Origin of the sequence: Bariatricus sp. HCP28S3_A7, from assembly GCF_052066375.1 — a bacterium.
Taxonomy (GTDB): Bacteria; Bacillota; Clostridia; order Lachnospirales; family Lachnospiraceae; genus Allocoprococcus.
Genome location: NZ_JBQHSG010000001.1, coordinates 196,608 through 219,263, shown reverse-complemented (window position 1 = coordinate 219,263; position 22,656 = coordinate 196,608). Strand labels below are relative to the sequence as shown.

Annotated in this window: 24 protein-coding genes; 1 reads left to right on the top strand and 23 read right to left on the bottom strand. The window is 44.9% G+C overall.

Annotated features, from left to right (window positions below; translation table 11 throughout):
• Positions 1-78: 78 nt before the first annotated feature.
• The 18 genes from ACTNA4_RS01075 to ACTNA4_RS00990 form a co-directional block, all read right to left on the bottom strand.
• A complete protein-coding gene (locus tag ACTNA4_RS01075) occupies positions 79-429 on the bottom strand; it encodes a hypothetical protein (RefSeq protein WP_441028176.1) in 351 nt (116 codons plus the stop codon).
• A gap of 7 nt (positions 430-436) precedes the next feature.
• Entirely contained in the window at positions 437-1,498 is a 1,062-nt protein-coding gene (rsgA, locus tag ACTNA4_RS01070; protein WP_427819239.1) for a ribosome small subunit-dependent GTPase A, read from the bottom strand.
• Positions 1,495-2,127: a TetR/AcrR family transcriptional regulator gene (locus ACTNA4_RS01065; protein ID WP_427806348.1), complete on the bottom strand. Its 633-nt coding sequence runs from the start codon at positions 2,125-2,127 to the stop codon at positions 1,495-1,497. Before ACTNA4_RS01065 ends, rsgA begins: the two co-directional genes overlap by 4 nt.
• A 158-nt stretch (positions 2,128-2,285) precedes the next feature.
• Positions 2,286-2,825 carry a DUF1697 domain-containing protein gene (locus ACTNA4_RS01060; protein ID WP_427806349.1) on the bottom strand — a complete coding sequence of 180 codons (540 nt, stop codon included), beginning with the start codon at positions 2,823-2,825 and terminating at the stop codon, positions 2,286-2,288.
• A 42-nt stretch (positions 2,826-2,867) separates the two neighbouring features.
• Positions 2,868-3,446: a CDP-alcohol phosphatidyltransferase family protein gene (locus tag ACTNA4_RS01055; protein WP_427819237.1), complete on the bottom strand. Its 579-nt coding sequence runs from the start codon at positions 3,444-3,446 to the stop codon at positions 2,868-2,870.
• Between the two features lie 252 nt (positions 3,447-3,698).
• Complete coding sequence (tsf, locus tag ACTNA4_RS01050) at positions 3,699-4,634, bottom strand: translation elongation factor Ts (protein ID WP_427806351.1); 936 nt, start codon at positions 4,632-4,634, stop codon at positions 3,699-3,701.
• A 52-nt stretch (positions 4,635-4,686) separates the two neighbouring features.
• A complete protein-coding gene (gene rpsB / locus ACTNA4_RS01045) occupies positions 4,687-5,439 on the bottom strand; it encodes a 30S ribosomal protein S2 (RefSeq protein ID WP_427806352.1) in 753 nt (250 codons plus the stop codon).
• Positions 5,440-5,850: 411 nt separating this feature from the next.
• Positions 5,851-6,261, bottom strand: a complete 411-nt coding sequence (locus ACTNA4_RS01040) for a GerW family sporulation protein (protein WP_427806353.1) — start codon at positions 6,259-6,261, stop codon at positions 5,851-5,853.
• 46 nt (positions 6,262-6,307) lie between these two features.
• Positions 6,308-7,333, bottom strand: a complete 1,026-nt coding sequence (locus ACTNA4_RS01035) for a DUF2953 domain-containing protein (RefSeq protein ID WP_441028173.1) — start codon at positions 7,331-7,333, stop codon at positions 6,308-6,310.
• 24 nt (positions 7,334-7,357) lie between these two features.
• A complete protein-coding gene (locus ACTNA4_RS01030; RefSeq protein ID WP_427806355.1) occupies positions 7,358-7,678 on the bottom strand; it encodes a hypothetical protein in 321 nt (106 codons plus the stop codon).
• Between the two features lie 32 nt (positions 7,679-7,710).
• Complete coding sequence (locus ACTNA4_RS01025; RefSeq protein WP_427806482.1) at positions 7,711-9,078, bottom strand: peptidoglycan D,D-transpeptidase FtsI family protein; 1,368 nt, start codon at positions 9,076-9,078, stop codon at positions 7,711-7,713.
• Positions 9,079-9,121: 43 nt separating this feature from the next.
• Entirely contained in the window at positions 9,122-10,681 is a 1,560-nt protein-coding gene (locus ACTNA4_RS01020; RefSeq protein ID WP_427819231.1) for an FtsW/RodA/SpoVE family cell cycle protein, read from the bottom strand.
• Between the two features lie 8 nt (positions 10,682-10,689).
• Positions 10,690-13,122: a peptidase U32 family protein gene (locus ACTNA4_RS01015; protein ID WP_441028171.1), complete on the bottom strand. Its 2,433-nt coding sequence runs from the start codon at positions 13,120-13,122 to the stop codon at positions 10,690-10,692.
• A 41-nt stretch (positions 13,123-13,163) separates the two neighbouring features.
• Positions 13,164-13,577 (bottom strand): cell division protein ZapA, encoded by a 414-nt coding sequence (gene zapA, locus ACTNA4_RS01010; protein WP_427806358.1) that lies wholly within the window; start codon positions 13,575-13,577, stop codon positions 13,164-13,166.
• Positions 13,578-13,692: 115 nt separating this feature from the next.
• Positions 13,693-14,682 carry a Holliday junction branch migration DNA helicase RuvB gene (ruvB, locus tag ACTNA4_RS01005; protein WP_427806359.1) on the bottom strand — a complete coding sequence of 330 codons (990 nt, stop codon included), beginning with the start codon at positions 14,680-14,682 and terminating at the stop codon, positions 13,693-13,695.
• Between the two features lie 10 nt (positions 14,683-14,692).
• Positions 14,693-15,304, bottom strand: coding sequence for a Holliday junction branch migration protein RuvA (ruvA, locus tag ACTNA4_RS01000; protein WP_441015973.1), 612 nt, complete (start codon positions 15,302-15,304; stop codon positions 14,693-14,695).
• The gene (locus tag ACTNA4_RS00995; protein ID WP_427806361.1) at positions 15,301-15,816 is read right to left on the bottom strand and encodes a Gx transporter family protein; all 516 of its coding nucleotides are present in this window, start codon (positions 15,814-15,816) and stop codon (positions 15,301-15,303) included. Before ACTNA4_RS00995 ends, ruvA begins: the two co-directional genes overlap by 4 nt.
• 11 nt (positions 15,817-15,827) lie before the next feature.
• Positions 15,828-16,205: a NusG domain II-containing protein gene (locus tag ACTNA4_RS00990; protein WP_427806362.1), complete on the bottom strand. Its 378-nt coding sequence runs from the start codon at positions 16,203-16,205 to the stop codon at positions 15,828-15,830.
• A 120-nt stretch (positions 16,206-16,325) separates the two neighbouring features.
• Between ACTNA4_RS00990 and ACTNA4_RS00985 the strand changes: the two genes are divergently transcribed.
• On the top strand, positions 16,326-17,306 hold the full coding sequence (locus ACTNA4_RS00985) for an FAD:protein FMN transferase (protein WP_441028169.1): 981 nt from the start codon (positions 16,326-16,328) through the stop codon (positions 17,304-17,306).
• Positions 17,307-17,336: 30 nt separating this feature from the next.
• Here the strand turns inward: ACTNA4_RS00985 and ACTNA4_RS00980 are convergent, their stop codons facing one another.
• From ACTNA4_RS00980 to ACTNA4_RS00960, 5 genes are all read right to left on the bottom strand, one after another.
• On the bottom strand, positions 17,337-19,481 hold the full coding sequence (locus ACTNA4_RS00980) for a sensor histidine kinase (protein ID WP_441028167.1): 2,145 nt from the start codon (positions 19,479-19,481) through the stop codon (positions 17,337-17,339).
• Entirely contained in the window at positions 19,453-20,160 is a 708-nt protein-coding gene (locus ACTNA4_RS00975; protein WP_427806483.1) for a response regulator transcription factor, read from the bottom strand. The genes ACTNA4_RS00980 and ACTNA4_RS00975 overlap by 29 nt, the downstream gene beginning before the upstream one ends.
• Positions 20,161-20,510: 350 nt before the next feature.
• Entirely contained in the window at positions 20,511-21,263 is a 753-nt protein-coding gene (locus tag ACTNA4_RS00970; RefSeq protein ID WP_441028165.1) for a hypothetical protein, read from the bottom strand.
• A 116-nt stretch (positions 21,264-21,379) separates the two neighbouring features.
• The gene (locus ACTNA4_RS00965) at positions 21,380-21,853 is read right to left on the bottom strand and encodes a DUF2752 domain-containing protein (RefSeq protein WP_441028163.1); all 474 of its coding nucleotides are present in this window, start codon (positions 21,851-21,853) and stop codon (positions 21,380-21,382) included.
• Position 21,854: 1 nt separating this feature from the next.
• Positions 21,855-22,646, bottom strand: a complete 792-nt coding sequence (locus ACTNA4_RS00960; RefSeq protein ID WP_441028161.1) for an RnfABCDGE type electron transport complex subunit B — start codon at positions 22,644-22,646, stop codon at positions 21,855-21,857.
• Positions 22,647-22,656: the final 10 nt, after the last annotated feature.

Sequence of the window (22,656 nt, the reverse complement as noted above, 5' to 3'; positions counted from 1 at the left end):
CTTCCACCTCTGCTTCATCTGCAAAATATCCCTGTGGCGGTGCATACTCACCTGTAATCCCATCTAAATATCCCGGAATCAATTCCTTACATAAAAAGAAGGAGGCATCTTCGCCTTCAGCCAAGCCATGATAGGAATCGTTCTGCCGTCATCTGCTTTGATATTTGCTCTCATAAACATGTTCTGCCCAATCAGCTTACCATCCTGTTCCGCATCGGCATGCTCCACCGGAGCATTTTCCTGTGTACTGAGGTACATAACAAAATCAAGTTCCTGAACAAACGCCGGATCGTTCCGGAGCTGATTCAGCACATAATGCTCATAACATCCCGGACGATATACATTCCAGAAACTTTCTCTTACTAAGTTTTCTACTTCCCGATATTCTTCTTTTCTCTCTAAACGTATTAAAATATTGCTGGTGCTCATTTTTTCTTTATCCTTTTCGATTCTTTTTATTGATTTTTGCAATGTTTTTAAATTTTTGTTTTTTCTCAGCCAGATAACCTTGTGTATCTTCTGCATACCGATTCTCATTCATCAGCTTCTGCCAGGAGCGGAGCCGTTCAATCGGTAGTTCACCATGCTCTACTGCCTCCTGTACTGCACATCCCGGTTCGCTGCCTGAATGAGTACAATCACGGAAACGGCATTTAAGCGCCAATTTCTCGATATCTGAAAAAGTCTGATCGATTCCGTCTCCGGCATCCCACATTCCCAGTTCACGCATCCCCGGTGTATCAATCACCATACCGCCGGATGGCAGAAGAATCAGTTCACGATGGGTTGTCGTGTGCCGTCCTTTCTCATCATTCCTCAGTCCGTTTGTATCCAAATGCTTTTCACCCAGCAGGCAATTGATTAAAGTAGACTTTCCGACACCGGACGAACCGATCAATGCGATTGTCTTTTCTTCAGTAAGATACGGATAAATCTGCTCATAACCGTTTTGATCGATCGTGTTCGTCACTAAAACATCCACACCCGCTGCTGCAGAAGATACTTCGAACAGTTTTTGTTCCAGATCCTTGCACAGGTCTGATTTTGTCAACACAACAACCGGCATTGCTCCACTGTTCCATGCAATCGATACATAACGCTCCAGGCGCCGCAGATTAAAATCATTATTCAGAGACATACACAAGAATACAGTATCGATATTGGCAGCAACAATCTGCTCCTCATTTTTTTCACCGGCAGCTTTTCGGATAAAGCAACTTTTTCTTGGAAGAACATGGTGGATTACTGCATTTCCGCCGCTTTTGTTCCAGTCAGCCATAACGAAATCGCCCACCGCCGGATATTCTGATTTTGCCTGGACATCATAATGGAACCTGCCCGATATTTCTCCCCATTTTTCTCCCTGTGAAGATACCAGCCGATAGATTCCCTTTTCCTGTGAAATAACCCGCGAAACAATCAAATCTTCAAAACATTCCGCTGTTTTTTCAATCGTTTCAGACAGGCCGTATTGCTTCATATCTATCTCGTTTCTCATTGTATTCTCTCTCCCGGGTCTCTCCCATGACTCTGCATAAAATGTTCTGCATGATTACGGAGTATTGTGGCATAATCCTCATTTCCCCGTGTCCGATCGGACATACTGATAAGAAGAAAAAGCGGCGCATAATATTCTACCGCAAGCTGCCTGGGATTTTCCTCTTTCAATACTCCTTCCCGGATCAGCCCTCGAAATAAGTCTTCTATGTAGTCGACCGGTCCTGCTACGATACACTGACTGTAAAGTTCTGCCATTTCTTCATTGCGGTATTGCTCCAGTGTCAGCATCTTGCGAAAATCGCATGCGAAATCATCTTCCGTCCAGAAGAAAAACTGAGCAATGGTAAATTCAATCACATTTTCCACGGACTGATTCTCATATGCTTTCGGCTGGATTTCATATTTCTCTTGCGGTACTTCATATTTCCGCGCCCGTTCAGCATCAATTTGATACATCCTCTCAACGATACTGTCAAAAATATCACGTTTGTTTTTATAATGCTTATAGAGAGCTCCCTTCGTCATTCCCAATTCTCCTGCAATTGCGCTTACCGGTACAGCCTCATAACCATCCCTCGCAAACAGGTGAAGAGCAGTCATCAATATTCGTTCCCTTGTATCAGACATTTTTATTTTCTCCATTCAAAATGGTTCACTGAATCATTTTCTTATTCATGGCGATTAAGAAAACGGTCGTTTACCACAATTATAGTGAACGACCGTTTACTTGTCAAGATATTTCTCGATATACGTTGGCCAGAATACCAGCTCCATCATAAAAGTGCTTACATTTGAACTATTTTTCTGACAGTATTCGCTGTTCTTATCGTTAGCTTAGTTCCTATACCTGCACTTGCTGTCTTAGACCACCAATTCGTTTTTTGATAATCTTTACGACTAAAAGACCAGAATATAACTTCTTTATAACCTTCTATCTTTTCTAACCCTTTTTTAGGCTCTCCAATCTCACTGTATACATCAGAAGATTTAGCCGGAGGTATAATGAAAATCAGATTATCATAGATTTCTTTGTTGTCATTATCCCACCAGTCAGGTGCACTTTGTAAAATATCTTCAAGCATTTCTTTTGATATGACAAGAACAGCAATATCTAAATCAAACTGATTATGAATCATCATTTGAATTTGTGCTGTCATTTTCTCTGTATTATCTTCATTACTGGAAAAAATCACATTACCACTGTTCAAATATGTCTTAACTTCTTCAAATGCAAGTTTTTCAAAGCATTTCTTTAACTCAGACATTGGTACTTTATTTTTTCCACTTATATTGATGCCTCTTAGCAGGGCAACATACCTTTTCATAGTCTTACCTCCCCATTAACTTCTTCCCTCTTCGTTATCAACTTAGATATCATCTCTATTTTTTTGTAGAAAGGACTTTCTGTCCGCAAGATATTCTTTCCGTAAAAGATGAATTGCAAGTTCCTCTGCCGACGCAGCAAATGCCAACATACATACTGCCCAACAATACCCTACACCTGACGAAACCAAAAGAATATAAGGCAACAGAAATACCGACGCACCGGTCAACTTATTCATCCATGTATGAATTGACGCAAAGCGATGATATTTGACTGCTGCTGTGATGTATGCTGCAAGACGTACAAGTATGATTGCCAATACTACATACCAGATTTCTCCCGGAAGTGTCCGGTACAAAATCGGGAAAAGACGAATCAGCAAAACACTGTAAAAGAACAAGTCAGAAATGCTGTCCAGTCTGGCACCGAATTCACTTGCCTTTCCTGATTTTCTTGCAATCCACCCATCTAATACATCCGTAATACCCGCAAATGTATAAATCACAACAAACAAAGTAGATGTAAGCGGAAGAAAAAACAGAAAAACAGTAGCTGCCATCCGCATGGTGGTAATTGTATCCGCCACATTCCATTTATGAGAGATTTTTAATTTATGGTACATAATCAAATTTCCTTTTACTAATGATTGAACCGGATTATCAGTAACCTGCCGCTTAGGATATTATTCCCCTGGACTTTACTTATATTATACCAAATAATCTTTATTCTCAATAGACTATTATTATATGTAAATGTGTCAATTTTCGGGATTGCAGATAGTTATCTTTTCTCAAAGAAAAAGCTCCGAAAACCTTATAACCACTAGAATCAAGTGTTTATAAAGCTTTCAGAGCCCTTAAAAAATCTGATTTAATTAGCCGTTGATCTGAGCTGCAACTTCAGCCGCGAAGTCTTCATTCTTCTTCTCAAGACCTTCTCCAGTCTCGAAACGAACGAACTTCTGAAGCTTGATTGTAGTTCCGTTAGCTTTTCCAACTTCTTCAAGGTATTTAGCAACAGACTGTTTTCCGTCTTCTGCTTTTACATATACCTGGTCTAACAGACAGATTTCTTTCATTTCTTTGTTGATACGTCCGTTGATCATTCCCTGAATAACCTTTTCCGGTTTCTGAGATTCTTTCGGATCGTTCATGATCTGAGCAAGAAGAATTTCTTTCTCATGTGCAAGATATTCAGCATCAACTTCTGCCTGGCTGACAAATTTTGCATTTAATGCTGCAACCTGCATTGCAACGTTCTTGAGTGCTTCTTTTACTGCATCGTTAACTACTGCTGTTTCAGCTACAACTAAAACACCGATTCTTCCGCCGCCGTGGATGTAGGATACAACTGCACCATTGTCGATAGATACTTTTTCAAATCTTCTGATGCTGAGTTTTTCTCCGATGATAGCGATCTTCTCTGTTAATGCATCATTTACAGTCTTGCTTGTGTCTTCATTCCAAGCTTCTGCCATGAATGCTTCCATCTCAGTGTTCTCGGTTGCTAATGCCTGGTTAACTACTGCTTTAACGAATGCCTGGAAATCAGCATTCTTAGCAACGAAGTCTGTCTCAGAGTTTACTTCAACGATTGCTGCTGTGTTATCACCCTGAACATCTGCCATTACGATACCTTCTGCTGCGATACGTCCGGCTTTCTTAACAGCTTTTGCTTCACCATTTTTTCTAAGGAATTCGATTGCTGCATCCATATCTCCGTTTGTTTCGCTCAGAGCTTTCTTGCAGTCCATCATTCCGGCGCCTGTCATTTCTCTTAATTCTTTTACCATGCTTGCTGTAATTGCCATGATTTTTTCCTCCAACTGATATATTCGTGTATCATCTGTTATATCAAATTTCTTATTCTTCTACTGCTTCTTCAGCCTCAGCTGCTTCTACGTCTTCACCTTCGTAAACAACGTCTTCAGCTGCTCCCTGATTTGCTTCGATAACAGCGTCTGCCATCTTGGAAACGATCAGTTTTACGGCTCTGATAGCATCATCATTTCCTGGAATTACATAATCAAGTTCTTCCGGATCACAGTTTGTGTCTGCGATACCGATCAGCGGGATTCCCAGAGTGTGTGCTTCCTGAACGCAGATTCTTTCTTTCTTCGGGTCTACTACGAAGATTGCATCCGGGATGTTCTTCATTTCCTTGATACCGCCAAGGTTCTTTTCCAGTTTTTCCCATTCTTTCTTAAGAGCGATAACTTCTTTCTTCGGCAGTACGTCAAATGTTCCGTCTTCAGCCATTGTCTCGATCTCTTTCAGACGTTCGATTCTGCTCTGGATTGTCTTGAAGTTGGTAAGCATACCACCTAACCATCTTTCATTTACATAGAACATTCCGCAGCGTTCTGCTTCTGTCTTGATAGCATCCTGAGCCTGTTTCTTTGTTCCTACAAACAGGATCTTTCCGCCTTCAGCTGCGATATCAGCAACTGCCTGGTAAGCTTCATCTACTTTTCCAACGGATTTCTGTAAGTCGATAATGTAGATTCCGTTTCTTTCTGTGTAGATGTACTCAGCCATTTTAGGGTTCCATCTTCTGGTCTGATGTCCAAAATGAACACCTGCTTCTAAAAGTTGTTTCATTGAAATAACGCTCATGTTTCTTTCCTCCATTTGGTTTTTTACTTCCGTATGTTTAGGTCCCAAAACCGTGCATCTGATGCGTTGGCACCATTGGGATGAACCACATACGTGTTTTTTTGCAACGCTCAAATTATATCATAAAAGCCCTGCATCTGCAAGGCTTTTCTTTACTATTTTATTTGACTGTTTTCTGTGATATCATTTTCTTTTTCAGCAGCTGCAAAAAAGCAGGTAGCCGAATAAAATACACAGCAGAGCAATAAGTATTCCCACGAAAATATTGGGAAGAAACATCATTATTATGATTCCGACCGCGATAAAAAACAGCGCAAATCCGATGATCCGTTTCATTTTATTTCCATCCCTGCTTCCGGTCTCTTTCTATATTGTATGTTATGTTTCCCGGGAGTATTCGTGACGGCCTGTTTATGCTTTCTTCTCAGCTTCTTTCTCAGCTCCGTCCAGGATATCCACCACATCCTCTTCGGTCATTTTGTCCGTTTTCGGTGCTTTCAGTCTGTCGATGACATCCGGAACCATATCGAGAATCTTGGTCATCGTATCCTGGTTCTTGATATTGACAAGACGGGTCGTTCCGTTCTGAATGACAAGCACGGCACACGGGGTCATCTTTCCGCCAAGTCCGCCGGCTCCCTTTTCTTTCTTATCCGCGTTAAATGCACCGGCGCCTACTGCAAAGGAAACGTCGACAAGCGGGAGAATGATTGTATCTCCGATATGGATCGCATCTCCTACTACCGTTTTGGAAGATACCACTCCATTCATTCCTTTGAATAAGGAATCCATTGTGTCCTTGAATCGATTTTCTTCTGCCATAATCTGTTCCTCCTGTTTTCTTTCTTCTATTCTGAACGATTCTTTATTATTTCATTCTTTTACGCACATCTTTGATCAGTATACGGATATCTCTGTTCCAGATCAGGCACCAGACAAGCGCTATCAGATGAAACAGCCGTAGTCCGCCCCGTATCTTAACGCTTCCTTCCAGCACTTTTTCTTCAAAATCAGGCTCTATGTTCATATGTTCCCCCACAAAGGGATAAATCATACTGAGCAGTGCGAGCGTCTTGCCGGTTAAATACGGATCCTCAAAACCGAAATGAATATCCCCCGTTATTTCTTTCGGTCTCAGGAAGCGCCTGATCCAGACTGTCTCTTTCATCAATTTTGCAAATGCCCTCTGATGACTCTCATTCTCAAGAAATACCGTAATCTGTTCTTTTGTTTCGCCGATTGCTTTTATTTTATCACAGATTTGCCGGAATGTATATTTGATCTTTTCAAATATCTTTCGGAATCGCTCGCAAAGTTTTTCGATTCGGGACATTTCCTCCGGTTCTGTTTTATGAGACTTCGTATCTTGAGACTCCTTTTTTAAATGTTCTGCATCCAGAGCTTTTGCGTCCTTTGATTTTGTATTCTGTGTTTCCTTGCCCTGAACTTCGGTTTTCTGCAATTTGACTTCTGCCCGCTCTTCCTTACCGGTTTCTGCAGACTTCTTCTCCTTTGCATTTTCCGATACATCTTTCTCTTCTATTCTTTGTGTTTTCGGCACGTTCACAGATTTTTCTTTATTCTTTTTTCCCCTCTTTTCTTTCGGGGCTGCTTCCTTATCTTTCTCTGCTTCACTGGAAAATCTAAGCCAAACCAATCCGAGCTTCCACTTCAGCTTCCCATTTTCAAACGAAACCTTCAAGCGTATGAGATGAATCAGCCACGAGACACTTCCATGGGCTTTGATCTCACTTACATTTCCCGGAAAATCCACGTCGGCTGCGTACCACACCGGCACCAGAAGGACAATACAAACAAGCAATACCAGAATTCCCAGTATCACAGTCAGTATAATCCCTATGATTTTCAATATCAGTCCGATGAGATGGAGCATCTTTTTCTATTCCCCCACGCTATATTATTTCTTTTCCTGGTCCCTAATATAGGAACGTATATCCACATCGCCGGTCTTTTCATAGACTTCTCTGATAATCTCCTCTACCAGATAGACCGCATCTTCATATCCGGATGCCAGACCAACCACAAAAATATCCTCCTCATACAGCATTCCCTGTCGCAAAAGCGATGCAGAATAGAACTCAAGCTGATTCTCACCTTCTTCGATCAGGACAAGAAGATAGGTTGTCAGCGGATATTTGCCCGACTTCATATTCCGGATAATTTTTTCTTTCTTTTTCCCGATGTCCTCACTGACATACAGATGTTTGTAAAACTTCATGTTTCCCATCCGTTCTGCGTCCGAATAACTATCTATTGATAGTAATACGCATTAAATATCTTTTTCGCAACACTTGTTCCGGTGATGCTTGCCGTATCAGCATTTTCCACGACCGCACTGACTACAATGTCCGGATTGTCCACGTTGGAAAATCCTACAAACCAGGAATGAACCGTCTGCTTATCTACGCTTACTTCCGCCGTTCCTGTCTTGCCCGCCACAGTATAAGATTCTCCGGAAAGGGCAGTTCCGGTACCGTAATTCACAACATCCGTCATATATTCGGTAAGCTGCGCCGCCTCCGCCGAGGTCATCAGATCCGCATATTTCTCCGGCATGTATTTTTTCACAGTTGTTCCGGTATAATTGGTGATCTGATCCACCAGATAAGGCTTCATTAAGGTTCCTCCGTTCGCGATTGCTGCGGTGATCATAGCCATGTGATATGGTGTTACCACCGTTTTCCCCTGGCCTATCGCGGTCATCATCGTCTCAGCACTGTCCGAATCACCGGTCAGTCGGAAACTGCTCTCGCGATAAGACAGATCACACGGAAGCTTTTTGTCAAACAGAAGGTCCTCCGTCGTCTTCTTCCATTTATCTTTATCAAGCTGAAGCCCGATATTTGAAAATGATGTATTGCAGGAATTTGCCACAGAATCCGCAAGATCCTCCTGCCCGTGAGCCGTCTGTCCGTAGCAATGGATTGTCGTTCCGTCCGCCTCGATAGATCCCTCGCAGTAATGTGTATAGGCATCATCGGCATCGGGATGTTCTCTTAAATATTCCAGAGTCGTGACGATCTTGAACGTGGAACCGGGCGTATACTGTCCCATAGTCGCTCGGTTGAAGAGCGAACTGTCCGGATCGTTGTTCAAAGCTTCCCAATTCTCCGCTACGGTATTCGCATCGAATGTCGGCTTGGAAACCATAGCAAGAATCTTACCTGTGCTGGCTTCCATCACCACTACGGCACCCTTGTTGTTGCCCAGCGCGTTATACGCGGCCTGCTGCAGCTTCGTATCCAGCGTCGTGACCACATTATCACCTATATTTTTCTCTCCTTTGAATTCCTTTGCCAGCTTTTCAAGGAAAAATGCATTGGAAGTCAGCAGATTAAAGTTCTGAATCGACTCGATCCCGTATTTTCCTTTTACAGAATAACCAACTACATGCGCATACAAATCGTCATACGGATATTCCCTGGTCTCTGTACCGTCTTCATCGGTCACAGTCTGTGCCAGTACTTCTCCGTTACAGTCCAGTATTTTTCCCCGGACTACACGCTTGGCGAGAAGATCCTGACGTACGTTATACGGGCTGTTGATCACTTCTTTGCTTTTCACTACATTGAAGTATACCATATATCCAATCATCACAAGGAACAATGTTACAAACATATATGTCACTCTGGCAAATTCCTTGTTGGTCATCTTCTTTTTCTTAGCTTCTTCCTTTTCGCGCGCCTTCTGCTCTTTTCGTGCCCGTCGTTCTGACAGAGGCTTTTCCCGAACCGGCTTTTCCTGAACTGATTTTTTGCGGTTGTTTTCCCGCGGTCCTTCCCCTTTCTTCTGCCCTTCGCTGCGCTGGCCGCTTTGCCGCTTTTGAGGTTGATACGTTCTTTCGTCGGGAAGGTTCTGAAGCTCTTCGTCCAGCCTGTCCATTTCGTAATTGCTGTGCTTTTTTTCTTTCAATATCCTCTTCCTCGTCTTCTCTTACTATATAAAGTCCCTGAATAATACCAAACATGATCACAGTGCTTAAAACTGAGCTTCCTCCGTAACTCACAAGCGGAAGCGTCACCCCGGTGGACGGAATGAACTTTGTCACACCGCCAATCGTGAGAAATACCTGGAATATGTAACAGGTTCCAAGTCCAAGTGCCACAAGCTTGTAGAAACGATCATGCAGTTCCATGGCGATATTAAGAAACATAATATACACACTGACGCAGATCATCGTCAGACAGATTGCAAATATCAATCCCATTTCCTCTGCGATTGCCGAAAAAATATAATCCGACTCTGAAACCGGAATCTTATCCGCAGCCCCCTGCATGAGTCCCATGCCGAACCAGCTTCCTGTCCCAATTGCCATCAATGACTGCGCCAGCTGCAAACCGCCTTCATTGTAAATCGCAAACGGATCCTTCCATGCAAGTACACGTACCCTCACATGGTTGAACAGATAATACGCTACTACGGAAGCTGCGCCTCCGGCACCCACCCCTGCAAATACGTACAGTGGCTGCCTCGTCGCCACATAGAGCATGACCAGGTACACGGCAAAAATGATCAGTGCTGCCCCCAGATCCTTGGAAACCACCAGAATCAACACGTGAACAGCAGCAACTACAGTCGTAATCACGACATTTTTAAAACTGGTATCCATCTTCAGGCTCGCAGCCGTAAAGAATACGAAAATGATTTTCACAAGCTCCGACGGCTGTAAGGCGAAACCACCGATCTGAATAGAAAGCAGTGCTCCACCGGTTACAGGACCAAAAATCAACACCACCGCCAGCATAATCACACCGGCTATTGCATAAAACCTTCTCCATTCAGAGAGTACCTTCACCTTACGGATAATGATCGGAACAATCAGACTGATTGCCACGGCTCCCGCTGCAATGATAAACTGCTTCACCGCCAGCGAATAGGATAATCTGGTAATCATAATAAACCCGATCGATAAAAGCATACACATATTGTTCACGACTAGGCGCGACACCTTCGGGTAGATTTTCGTATACAGAAGAATGATCGTCAGCAGAAGCACGACCTGCATTCCATAGAACCCAATCATCTTCTTCTCTTCCGTCTGCAAATACAGCACCAGAAACGCTGTAAAATGCATGAGAAACATTAATACATTCTGGCGGCGAAGAATGCTCTTTTTCGTATATTCATCTGAAAAGCCAAAAACTGCAAAACACTCATACGTATAGACTGCAATCATGATGATCATGAGATATTTCGACAGCTCAACAACAATATTTACCAAATCTTCACCTACTTTATTCCTTTCTTCCAGTGTCCCCGGGTAAATTCTCCGTCCGGGTATACTGCCTCCTCCTCATAAAGCTGCAGAATCCTGCCGGTCTGCCGGGCATTCTCTACTGTAAACATCAGGCGGAAGCCTCCTGCTCCAATCTGATCTGCCTCCTGCATCCGGTCTGCAAGATAGAGTGGTACCTGATTATAAATCACATTATAACAATAATCACACTCATTTTGTACCATAAACTGTTTTCGATATCTGTCAGTTATTGTCATACAGGACGATTCTTTTTTACATCTGCCCAGCGTTTTGCGGACACATCCGGCAGATACCATCATGGGAAGGTGTCCGTACAGAATCAGTTCTCCGTCCTGCATCGGAAGTGACTCCAATTCTCTGGCAGTCAGTTCCAGCGGAGCTGTGAACCCATAAATCCCCTTCTCCTTCCAGAACGCCAAGCCCTCGCGGTTAAACTGATAGAGGTTATATTCTGTCATAATACGTCCTTCAAACCCGCGTTTCTTCAGGAACCCATAGCTTTCATAATTCCGGATCATGACGCCGTCCCATCCGGCATTCAGGATATGGTCATAGCCTGCATCATACCGTTTCCGTGTCGTTTCCCGGAAAATATACGGCATGATCAGCCAGATCTCTTTCCCGGATTCTTTCACATCCCGAATGACCTCCCGAAGCATCTCATTTTCCCAGATTTTCGGGAACGCTGCACAATCCGCATAGATCCGCTCAATCATTCCGGATCCTGTCAGCACGCGGATCTGCTCCAACGTCCGGGCAGAAGCGGTAAATCTATGATGCGTCGGCATGGAATCTATCATAGGATTCGCCATAACAGCGGGGACAGTTTCCCTGATATCCTGCGCATCCGCTTCCTTTCTTCTGTACCTCTCTGTTATTTCGCATTGCAGCTTGTCCAACGCCTCTCTTCGGATCTCATTGAGCTTTTGCATGGGAACGAACGCGTTTCCTGTGATCTCGATCTGAAGTTCTTCGAATTCAAACGGGGTATTTCCCGTCTTTTCTAATTGCTTTTTCACACGTTCAACATCGATTGGGTGATTCATGGCTTCCTGAACCTTATCCGAACATACCGTAAAGCAAATATCGCCGTATGATACCGTTAGTTTAGCAGAATCTCCAACGGAAAGTATAAAAATTCCCTTAATTTTTTCTTTTATTTTTCTATCCACATACAGCTCATGAAGCTTCTGGATCAACACTTCGTTCCTGATCCTGCTCAATACCATTCCTTTCGCAGCCGGAGTATCGGCAAATACCGGAATGGTCAGTGACGCACCTTTTTTCACTGCCGTCTTACAGGTATAGTTGTCCGCTTTCTCCTTACCTCTCCGCATGGGAAGTTCAATGATATCCTGCGGATTCAAATCGATGAGTGCACGGCATTCCATATTCCTTCCGGATTTTTTCAGCACCTTTACCGCAGGGATCCCCGCATGGTTCGGCCTGTCCAGCGAAACCATCTCTCTCCCGTTCTGTGTGTGATAATATCCGGTGTGAAATCCTCCCCGATTGTACAGATCCAGAAGTACACTCCGATCCGCTTCTTCCACCCGGAACTTCTGTTTGGCAAACACCTCCGGATCTGTCCCTTCTGGTGCTCTTTCAAGCAGTTCCAGATACAGATCCGTATATTTGCGGTATAAATGCGCGACTGCCGCTACATATTCCGGTTTCTTCATTCTTCCTTCTATTTTAAAAGAATCTATCCCCGCTTCGACCATCTCGGGGATCAGATCCAGTGTACAGATATCCTTAAGACTGAGCAGATACCTGCTTTTGTCGTCTCCTTCAGCCTGATACAGAAGTCTGCACGGCTGCGCACACTGTCCACGGTTCCCGCTTCGCCCGCCAAGGAAACTGCTGAACAGGCACTGACCTGAATAGCAGTAGCAGAGTGCTCCATGCACAAAGCTTTCAATCTCCAGATCGGTCTCTTCTGCGATTTTTCTTACTTCTTCTATACCAAGCTCTCTGGCTGTCACCACACGTGTGACGCCTTCCTTTTCCAGAAGTTTCGCTCCATCCACACCGGTGATCGTCATCTGTGTACTGGCATGGACCGGAAGATCCGGAAATGTCTTTCTGATAAACCGGAGTACCCCGATGTCCTGCACGATCACCGCATCCAGCCCCTGACGGTAATAGGGATAGAGATACGCATAAAGCTTCTCTTCCAACTCCTGTTCCTTCAAAAGTGTATTAACAGTCAGATAGAGCTTCTTACCGTGCAGATGCACAAAATCGATTGCTTCCAGAAGTTCGTCTTCCGAAAGATTATTCGCATATGCGCGGGCACCGAACATCATACCTCCGGTATAAACCGCATCCGCTCCTGCAGCCACAGCTGCTTTCAGACTATCCATCGACCCTGCAGGTGCCAGAATCTCCACTTGCTTCTTCATACCAACCTCCTATAGCGCAAAATAGACTGTCATAAGACAGTCTATTTCTTACGGTGATTTTTCATCTCAGTTTCTAACTGTACGATTTTCATCTGTAATTCTCTGTTCTCTTCTTTCAGCTTGTCCAATGCCTTTTCAGCATTCTCATACTTTATCTGAATGGAAATCAGTTCATGCTTTAGGTCGTACATCTCTTTGTCTTTCGCTTCGATATCGCTCTCTAAGGCTCCACCCTGCTTCTTGGCCTTGAAGTAATCGTCTGCAATGTTAAGTGCCAGAAGTACATTCCTGGCTTCCGCACTCTGCTTGCGGTACCCCTCGCTGCTTGTACATTCTTCAATCTTATGGTTCAGATAAGTGGACACCTTCTGTAGATAATCTTCGCTCTCAAAGCCGCTCAGTGTAAATACCTTTCCACCGATGAGAACTTCTGTGTAATTTTTTGACGATGCCATAAAGAACCTCCTTACCCGCTCAATTCCTCATTTCATTATATACTATATTTAGACAAAAACCAACTGTTTTTCAATTTTTTTATCTAAATTTCAACGAATCATTGGTTTTTAAGGTCTATTCCAGCCCCAGATGATGGTATGCCAGCTCCGTGACGACCCTTCCCCGCGGTGTTCTCTGAATCAGACCATTTTTAAGAAGATACGGTTCATAAACATCTTCAATCGTTCCTGCATCCTCTCCGATCGAAGCGGCGAGCGTATCAAGTCCCACCGGACCTCCCTGAAATTTCTCGATCATCGTCAGCAGAATATTCCGGTCCACATGATCCAGTCCCTGACGATCCACTCCCAGAAGATCCAGTGCGTAAGAAGCTACTTCTTCCGTAATCACCCCGTCATATTTCACCTGGGCGAAATCCCTTACCCGCTTCAATAAGCGGTTGGCAAGACGCGGAGTCCCTCTGGAACGCCTTGCCAGCTCAAGTGCTCCTTTTTTGTCAATTTCCACATCCAGTACGTTCGCGGAACGCATGATGATCGTCTGCAGTTCCTGTTCCGTATAGAATTCCAGACGGTTGACCACTCCGAAACGATCGCGAAGAGGTGCGGTAAGCATTCCGGCACGCGTGGTCGCTCCAACCAGTGTAAACTTCGGAAGGTCAAGCCGTATGGAGCGAGCGGACGCCCCCTTCCCGATCATAATATCAATCGCGTAGTCCTCCATGGCAGGATACAGCACTTCCTCCACCTGCCGGTTCAGCCTGTGGATCTCATCTACAAAAAGCACATCCCCTTCCTGGAGATTATTCAGGATTGCCGCCATCTCTCCCGGCTTCTCGATAGCCGGGCCCGAGGTGATCTTCATATTGACTCCCATCTCATTCGCAATGATACCGGCAAGTGTCGTCTTTCCCAGTCCCGGAGGCCCGTAAAACAGTACATGATCCAGGGATTCCCCCCTGGACTTCGCCGCTTCAATGTAGATCTTCAGAGTCTCCTTTGCCTTCTCCTGGCCGATATAATCCTTCAATAGCTGAGGCCTTAAATGATTCTCTATCTTCTTGTCTTCTTCCAGATTCTCGGTTGTAATAATTCTCTTCGCCATATGCCGCCCCTTACATCAAAAACTTCAGTGCTTTTTTCAGCAGTTCTTCTACCGTTGTATTCTCATCCGTCTCTACCTGACGCACCGCGCGGAGTGCTTCCGTGCCTCCGTATCCAAGCGCGGTCAGCGCCTGCACCGCATCAGACTGTACTTCCTGTCCGCAGGAAGAAGCGTTCTGAACAGTTCCTTCTCCCTCCATCTGATGCGTCAGCACATCTTCAATACTCAGCTTGTCTTTCAGTTCCAGGATCAACTTCTCTGCCGTCTTCTTCCCGATACCGGGGGCTGCCGATATGGCCTTCACATCGTTCGCCATCACCGCAAACCGCAGTTCATCGGGCGTCAGCTGTGAGAGGATCCCGAGTCCGCCCTTCGGCCCGATTCCACTCACCCCAATCACAAGCCGGAATACTTCCAGCGCATCCCGGGTGAGGAAGCCGTAGAGCTGCATCGCATCCTCCTTCACATTCAGATATGTATGAATCTTCACTTCTTTCCCCGTAGGCGGGAGCTGACTCAACGACTTTGCCGGCATAAAAATGCCATAGCCCACCCCTCCAACATCAACCACTGCTTTATCTTCGCTGATATAGACCAGTTCTCCTCGAATATATGAAATCATCTCTTCTGCTCCTTCCTGCTTCCCATGTCCAATCCCGCAAGCCTCTTCAGCATGGCCTCTGCCAGGATTCCTATCACAAGTCCGGTGATTGCTCCCGCAACCAGAAGCACCGGAAGATAATAGGAAACACTGAATGTCTCAACGATCAGCATGGCGATCAGAAGCTGCCCCACATTGTGCATGACTCCTCCCGCCAGGCTGACACCATATACACTGAACCAGCCTTTCTTCTTCAGAAAAACCATGACCGTAAGGCTGAGCATCCCTCCCGCCAGACTGTAAATGATACTGAAAAGATTTGCAAAAAGGAAGCCGGACAGTACGATTCGGGCAACAGACAGTGCATATGCTTCCTCTGTCCCCATCTTATAAAGAGCCACCACAACAATCAAATTCGCCAGTCCGAGCTTCACTCCGGGAATTCCGATGTGAAAAGGGATCAGACTTTCCACATAACTGAAGATCAGCGCCAGTGCAGTGAACACTCCGAAATATGCCACTTTTGTTCTCAATTTGCCGCCTCCTAATTCGTAACCGCATCCAGCTCCGATTCATCCTGATTTGCGATCTGGAGCACGATATTATTCGGAAGGCAGATAATATTTTCCCGATTCTTAGAAATCGCTTTCTGCTTCATACAGAGCTTATCCGGGCAGTCGGCCTGAATCATCTTCACCGTACCGTCCTCGATCCGCATCGTATTCGTTCCTCCGTTCAATTCCACTTCCTGATCTTCCGACAGATCATAGGATGCCACGACCTCACCGTCTATCCGCACAGTCACATACCCCGGATGCTTGTCCCCGAGCCAGAATCTCAGCGCACAGATCGCTGCTGCAACAACTACCACGATTAGCAATAAGAGCAAGTCGTTCTTTCTCAAATTCTTCTTATTCTCCATGACTCCACCTCTCTTCCGTTTATTCTAGCACAACATATCCCCGAGTGCAACCAAACGTTCGATTGATTTTTCTCTGCAGTCACCTTATAATGATACTATTATAACACTTCGGAGGGAATTATGAAAAAATGGAAATTACCGGGGATTCTGCTCCTCATTACGATACTCCTTGTCAACGGATGCTCCAGCATTTCAAATGAACCTGCTTCCAGGACTTCCACCTTCTTTGACACAGTGATCACCATCACGGTCTACGATAAAAATGCGGACCACATATTAGACGAGTGTATGCAGTTATGTAAGAAATACGAACTTCTCTTCAGCCCGACAAATGAAGAAAGTGAGATATACAAGCTGAATCATGCAGGAGGCCAGCCGGTGGAGCTTTCCCGCGAAACCATTGAGGCGATCGAGATCGGGCTGAAATACAGTCAGCTCACGGAGGGTAAATTCGATATTACCATCGCGCCGCTGATCGATGCCTGGGGATTCCGCAGTGATTCTCCTTCTGTCCCGTCAGACAGCGCCATTGCGGAAGCAAAGAATCATATCGGCTATCAGAACGTCAAGATAGAAGGAAACACCGTCCGCCTTGCCGATGTCAAATCCGGCGTAGACCTTGGCGGCATCGCAAAAGGCTACATCGCCGACCGCCTCAAGGAATATCTCAAGGGACAGGGAGTCAAACACGCGCTGATCAGTCTCGGCGGAAATGTACTTGCACTCGGCGGGAAACCGGACGGAACCAGTTTCAATATCGGGATCCAGAAGCCGTTTGAAGAGACCGGCGTCACGATTTCTTCCGTAAAACTGAAAGATAAATCCGCCGTCACTTCCGGCATTTACCAGAGGTATTTTGAACAGGACGGGGTCCAGTACCATCACATTCTGAATCCGGTCACCGGCTATCCGTATGAAAATAACCTTCTGGGCGTTACGATCATCTGTGACTCTTCCGCCGAAGCAGATGCACTGAGCACGACCTGTTTTGCACTCGGTCTAAAAGCAGGTATGAAGCTGATCGAAGATACACCTGCTGCCGAAGCGGTATTCATAACCTCAGACTACGAAATGCACTATTCCAGCGGATATAAGAAATAAACCTGAAACAGTGCACTTCGGCTGCAATTATTAATTTAGAACAAGCGGCCAGCGGATCTCTGCCTTGAAGAGATCTGCTTCGGTCTCTATGACGAAGGTTCCCTTCTGGAGTTCCACAAAACTTTTCACGATGGCAAGCCCCAGACCGGAGCCTTCCGTATTTCTGGAAACATCCCCACGTACGAAACGGTCTGTGATCTCATCCGGATTGAAATTCAGCTCCGTAGCAGAAATATTTTTGATCCGGATCACAGCCTCCTTCTCTTCTTTTCGGATCTCTACATAAACGCGGGTGCCCCCAAGCGCATATTTTGCCACATTGACCAGCAGATTCTCAAAAATCCGGTAAGTCTTCTGACTGTCCAGCAGAATGTTCACTTTCTCTTCCGGAAAATCCGTGCGCAGTGTCAGATCAGCCGCTTTGATTTTTTCATCCAGCTCCAGTTCCACCTGTTTAAACAGATTCACAATATCGACCTGAACCAGATTCAGAGAAATATTGTCGCTGTTCGCTTTACTGATCTCAAACAGATCCTCGATCAGTACTTTCAGGCGCATGGATTTCTGATCCAGCACATCGATATAGGATTTCCGCTTTTCTTCGTCCGTCTCTTCCTTCAAAAGATCCACATAGGTAATGATCGCCGTGAGCGGTGTTTTCAGATCATGAGACACATTCGTAATCAGCTCTGTCTTCATACGCTGGCTCTTCACCTCTTCTTTGACCGCTTTTTTGAAGCCACTCTGTATCTTCTGTATCTCTTCGCGGAACGGACTGAAAATCCCCAGATCTTCCTTGATCTCCACATCCAGATTGCCCTTTGCGATCTCTCCTGTAGCTTCCAACAGAAGCGCATATTTCGTACGGATATCATCAAAACATTTCCGCAGGATAAAGAATAAAATGAGCGAATAGATTAAAAGTGCAAAGATACCGAACACCCACATCATGCAACAGATCAGAAGGATACAAAAATTAACCGCAACGATCTTCAGGATCACTTTGGTATTCTTCTCTTTCAGATCGATATCATAAAAGGAGTGGTATAACCGATGAAGTTTTTCTTTGATCCATTCATAAATACTTTTCAAACGAAGCCCGGATTTTTCCCAAAGCTTTACACATAGTACCCGTTGTGCTAGGTACCCCTTGATACCAAGTGTGTAGATCTGCCTTGTGCATCCTCCGATCCAGTATGCAACAGCAAACACTGCCATCCAGATCAGAAAATCTTCCGGGTAGTATCCTCTTCCCGTATTACGTGCCACCAGCCATCCGCAGTGTTCCAAAATCCACGCCACGGTACAGCATCCAATAATCAGAACCGCTTCAAATGGTGCGTGGAATATGCGTTCTTCCCCGGTATGAAGCGTCTTAAAGCGAGGCAGAAGCATGGCAAGAAGGATCATCAGCATGGCAAGAGCGAAGAAAGTGTATACTTCGATATCCGGTGCACTCTCGTTGACATAGATCTGAGACACCAGATAGCAGTCAAGATTTTCCTGCGTCATTCCAAAGTAGAATACAGAATGAACCGGTGCTCCCGGAAGTTCATTATCCAATATCGGGTCACAAAACGGATAGTCCGTCAGTTCGCCGATGATTCTGCGAATGCTTTTTTCTGTCTCTTCTTCTCTGTCCCCAATGCAGTCAAGATAATAAGGCGTTCCGTTTTCATCATATCCAAAAGCAACTCCAAATGCGTATTGATCCCATTTTCTCAAAATATCGTTTTCTTCCGTATCCGTAATAATGGTTGTGTTCTCTGTTTCAGCGGATGTTGCTTTGGAATCATCTGCATTGGTATCCTCTGCAGCAGAATCCTTTGAAGCAGAATCTTCTGTCGTAGTCTCTTTTGCTATTTCCATCTGATAATTCACATAAGGAGCCAGCCCTTCAAACACCTGATAAACCCCAGTATATTCAGACCTGGGAAGATATCCATAGGCATCGTCCCCTTTGCCTTGTGCATAATAGAGCACATAACTGCTCATGAGCATCTCCTTTATCAGTTCTTCTTTATCCTGATAATAATCCTGCTCCAGTTCCTGCCTTTCTTCCATAGCGCGGTAGAATTTCCCATAATTCTCTACCATAATGATGCTTACAACTGCAAGTGCAGCAACAATAAGCACGATCGCAAGTTTATGCCTGTTTTTCAATTTTGTATCCAACGCCCCACACCACCTTCAAATATTTTGGTTCTTTCGGGCAGCTCTCAATCTTCTCACGGATATTCCGCACATGCACCATGATCGTATCCGTATTGATCGCCCGTTCATTCCAGACTCTTTCATAAATCTCTTCGGAAGAAAATACTCTTCCGGGATTCTTCATTAATAGTAAAAGAATCTTATATTCGATCGGTGTCAGTTTGACCGGTTCTCCGTCTACGGTTACTTCCACAGTGTCCTCATTCAGTTCAAGACCACCGACGACATGTATATTCTTCCCTTCGTTCTGTTTGTTTAATTTTTCTGCAAATCTCCGGTAGCGCCGAAGCTGTGAATTTACCCGGGCTAAAAGCTCCATCGGTGTAAATGGTTTCGTAACATAATCATCTGCTCCGATGTTCAGTCCCATGATCTTATCCACTTCTTCCGATTTGGCTGACAGCATGATCACTGGGAAATCATGTTTCTCACGAAGCTTCATTGTCATTGTGATCCCATCCATTCTCGGCATCATCACATCTACGATCGCAAGATGAATTTCTTCTCTTTCTATCATCTTAAGACCTTCAACACCGTCCGCGGCCTGGAATACCTCATACCCCTGGTTTTTCAGATAAATCTCAACACCTTCCCGGATTTCTTTGTCATCTTCTACTATTAATACATGATTCATTTCCATGTTCTTTTCCCTCATCTCTTCCATTCATTGCGTGCACCTAATGTACCAGGTCACACTTTCATATTATACACTTTTTTCACCTCCGTAAAGCAAACACGTTTTTCTTTTGCTCTACGTATAGGATAGATGAGACTTCTTAAAGAACACGGCACAAAATGCTAAAGATTTTCTAAAGTTTATTCTCCAAATACTTTGTCTGTTTCTTATTGAACGAAATTGCAGGAGAAATACAAACTTTTTTCGTTTATAAAAATAGTGCTCGTCAGGCAGGCAAGACTTGGAACCTCTAAGAATAAGAAAAAGACCACTCCCCACTCGGACTGGCCTTTTCAATAAAAATTATTATTCAATTAGAAGCTAAGCAATGCTCCGATTATCGCAACAAAAACAAATATCATGACAATTGCAAAAGCAATCAGAGTCATAATCAGATATGCACGGCAGTAATTTCTACGATTCACATTGCCGTTCTTCTCAAATGCCCAGATACAGTAAATGATGATTCCAAAGCACGGTACTGCACCGATCAGCAAAGTAAGCAGCCACTCGCCCATAGAAAGCGGTGCTTCATTCGTCTGACGACCAGGATGGAAGTTGTAATTCTGATTATAGTTTATCTTCTGTGCCTGATTAGAATTTGTGTTATAATTCTGACCATTCTGGCTCTGATTCATATTGGGATCTGACGCACCGTTCGACTGACTGCCCGTCGCTCCTGTCTGCTGTGCATTTCCATAATATCCCATATTCGGATCTCCATAAGAATAATGTCCCGCTGTCTGCTGCTTATGTACTGTGTCCGCATTCGGATCCGTGTAAACCGGCTCTTCATCCGGTTTAACCTCCGTCTGTTCCAAAACAGGCTTCTCCTGCTGTGGTACAGTTACCGATGTGTCTTCCGTAATCTGTGGTTCTTCGCTCACTTGTGCTTCTTCGCACAGCTGTCGTTCTTCGCTCACTTGTGCTTCTTCTGCTCCTACAGTACAGCTTCCATCAGCCTCCGTCAGTTCCGCCGGAGTACCTGCCCCTTCCGGCTGCAAGTCCGGCTGTGTATCTAAAACGCTCTCTTCCTGCGATACCTTGTTCTCCAACTCGTTATCCATGGTATATTCCTCCTGTCATTCATCTACTTAAACTGGTATCATAATACCACAGCAAATATTAAAAAACAACATTCTTCACATACCTTTCACATTTCTCTTTCACTGGAAATGTACGCTTATACATTCCCTTTCCAAAGTCTGTATAACCGATACAGCCGGCTGCTCTCATCGTAACTCATCGGAGGTTCTCCCGGAAAATACCGTACCATCCGATACACATAAAACACCAGCATCCCGATCAGAATCACGATCAGACATTTCATCAGGATCTTGACATCCTTCTGGAGGATGTATCTTCGTATTCCAAATGCCGCAGCCCACATAAGAAGCACGTAGGAAAACGGATGAAATCTCCATGCGGATGCGAAATCTCTTCTCAGGATTGACAGCATCGCTCTCGTCATGCCGCAGCCCGGGCAAGGAAATCCGGTCAGGATCACACTGGGGCAGAGACTGTGAAGCACAAACTTTCCAAGAAGGAAATACAATACCAGAACAAGCAGCACAGGCCACAGGTTCCGGACATCCTGCCACACGAGCAGGAGTCCTTCTCCCATCACCTTCGCTGCTTTTTTTATTTGATGCTTCATATTATTTAATAATCTTCTTCGGACATTTTTCCGCACATTTTCCGCAGTTTGTACATTTTTCCGGGTCAATGTGAGCGATATTGCCTGTCACAGTCACTGCCTGGAATTCACAGACCTTCTCGCACATCTTACATCCGATACATCCGACAGAGCATACGCTCATGACATCTTTTCCTTTATCTTTGGAGCTGCACTGAACCAGATGTTTCTGTTCGTATGGCACGATCTCAATCAGGCGTTTCGGACAGGCGCCAACGCAGCTTCCGCAGGCTTTACATTTCTCCGAATCAACCACTGCAATACCGTCCACCACATGAATCGCATCAAACTGGCAGGCTTTTACACAGTTTCCAAATCCAAGGCATCCGAAGCTGCATCCTTTCGGACCTCCGTTCTGCATCTGGCTTGCCATGACACAGTCCTCGATTCCTGTATAGTCATAGGCCTGTTTTGCCTTGCCGCAGGTTCCGGCACATTTGACAAATGCAGTCTGACGGACCGTTTCTCCTGCGTCGGTTCCGAGAATTGCGGCAATCTTTTCTGCTACCGGAGCTCCTCCGACCGGACAGCGGTTATGTGGTGCCTCACCTTTCGTAATGGCTGCCGCAAGTCCTGAACATCCCGCGTATCCACATCCGCCACAGTTATTGCCCGGCAGTGCTTCCAGAATTGCCTGTTCTGTTTCATCAACTTCTACCGCAAATTTTTTACCTGCAGCTCCGAGGAAGACACCGATGAAAAGGCCGGTGCCGCCCACGATGAGTGCAGCAACTAAAATTCCTGTTATACTCATAATCCGGTCC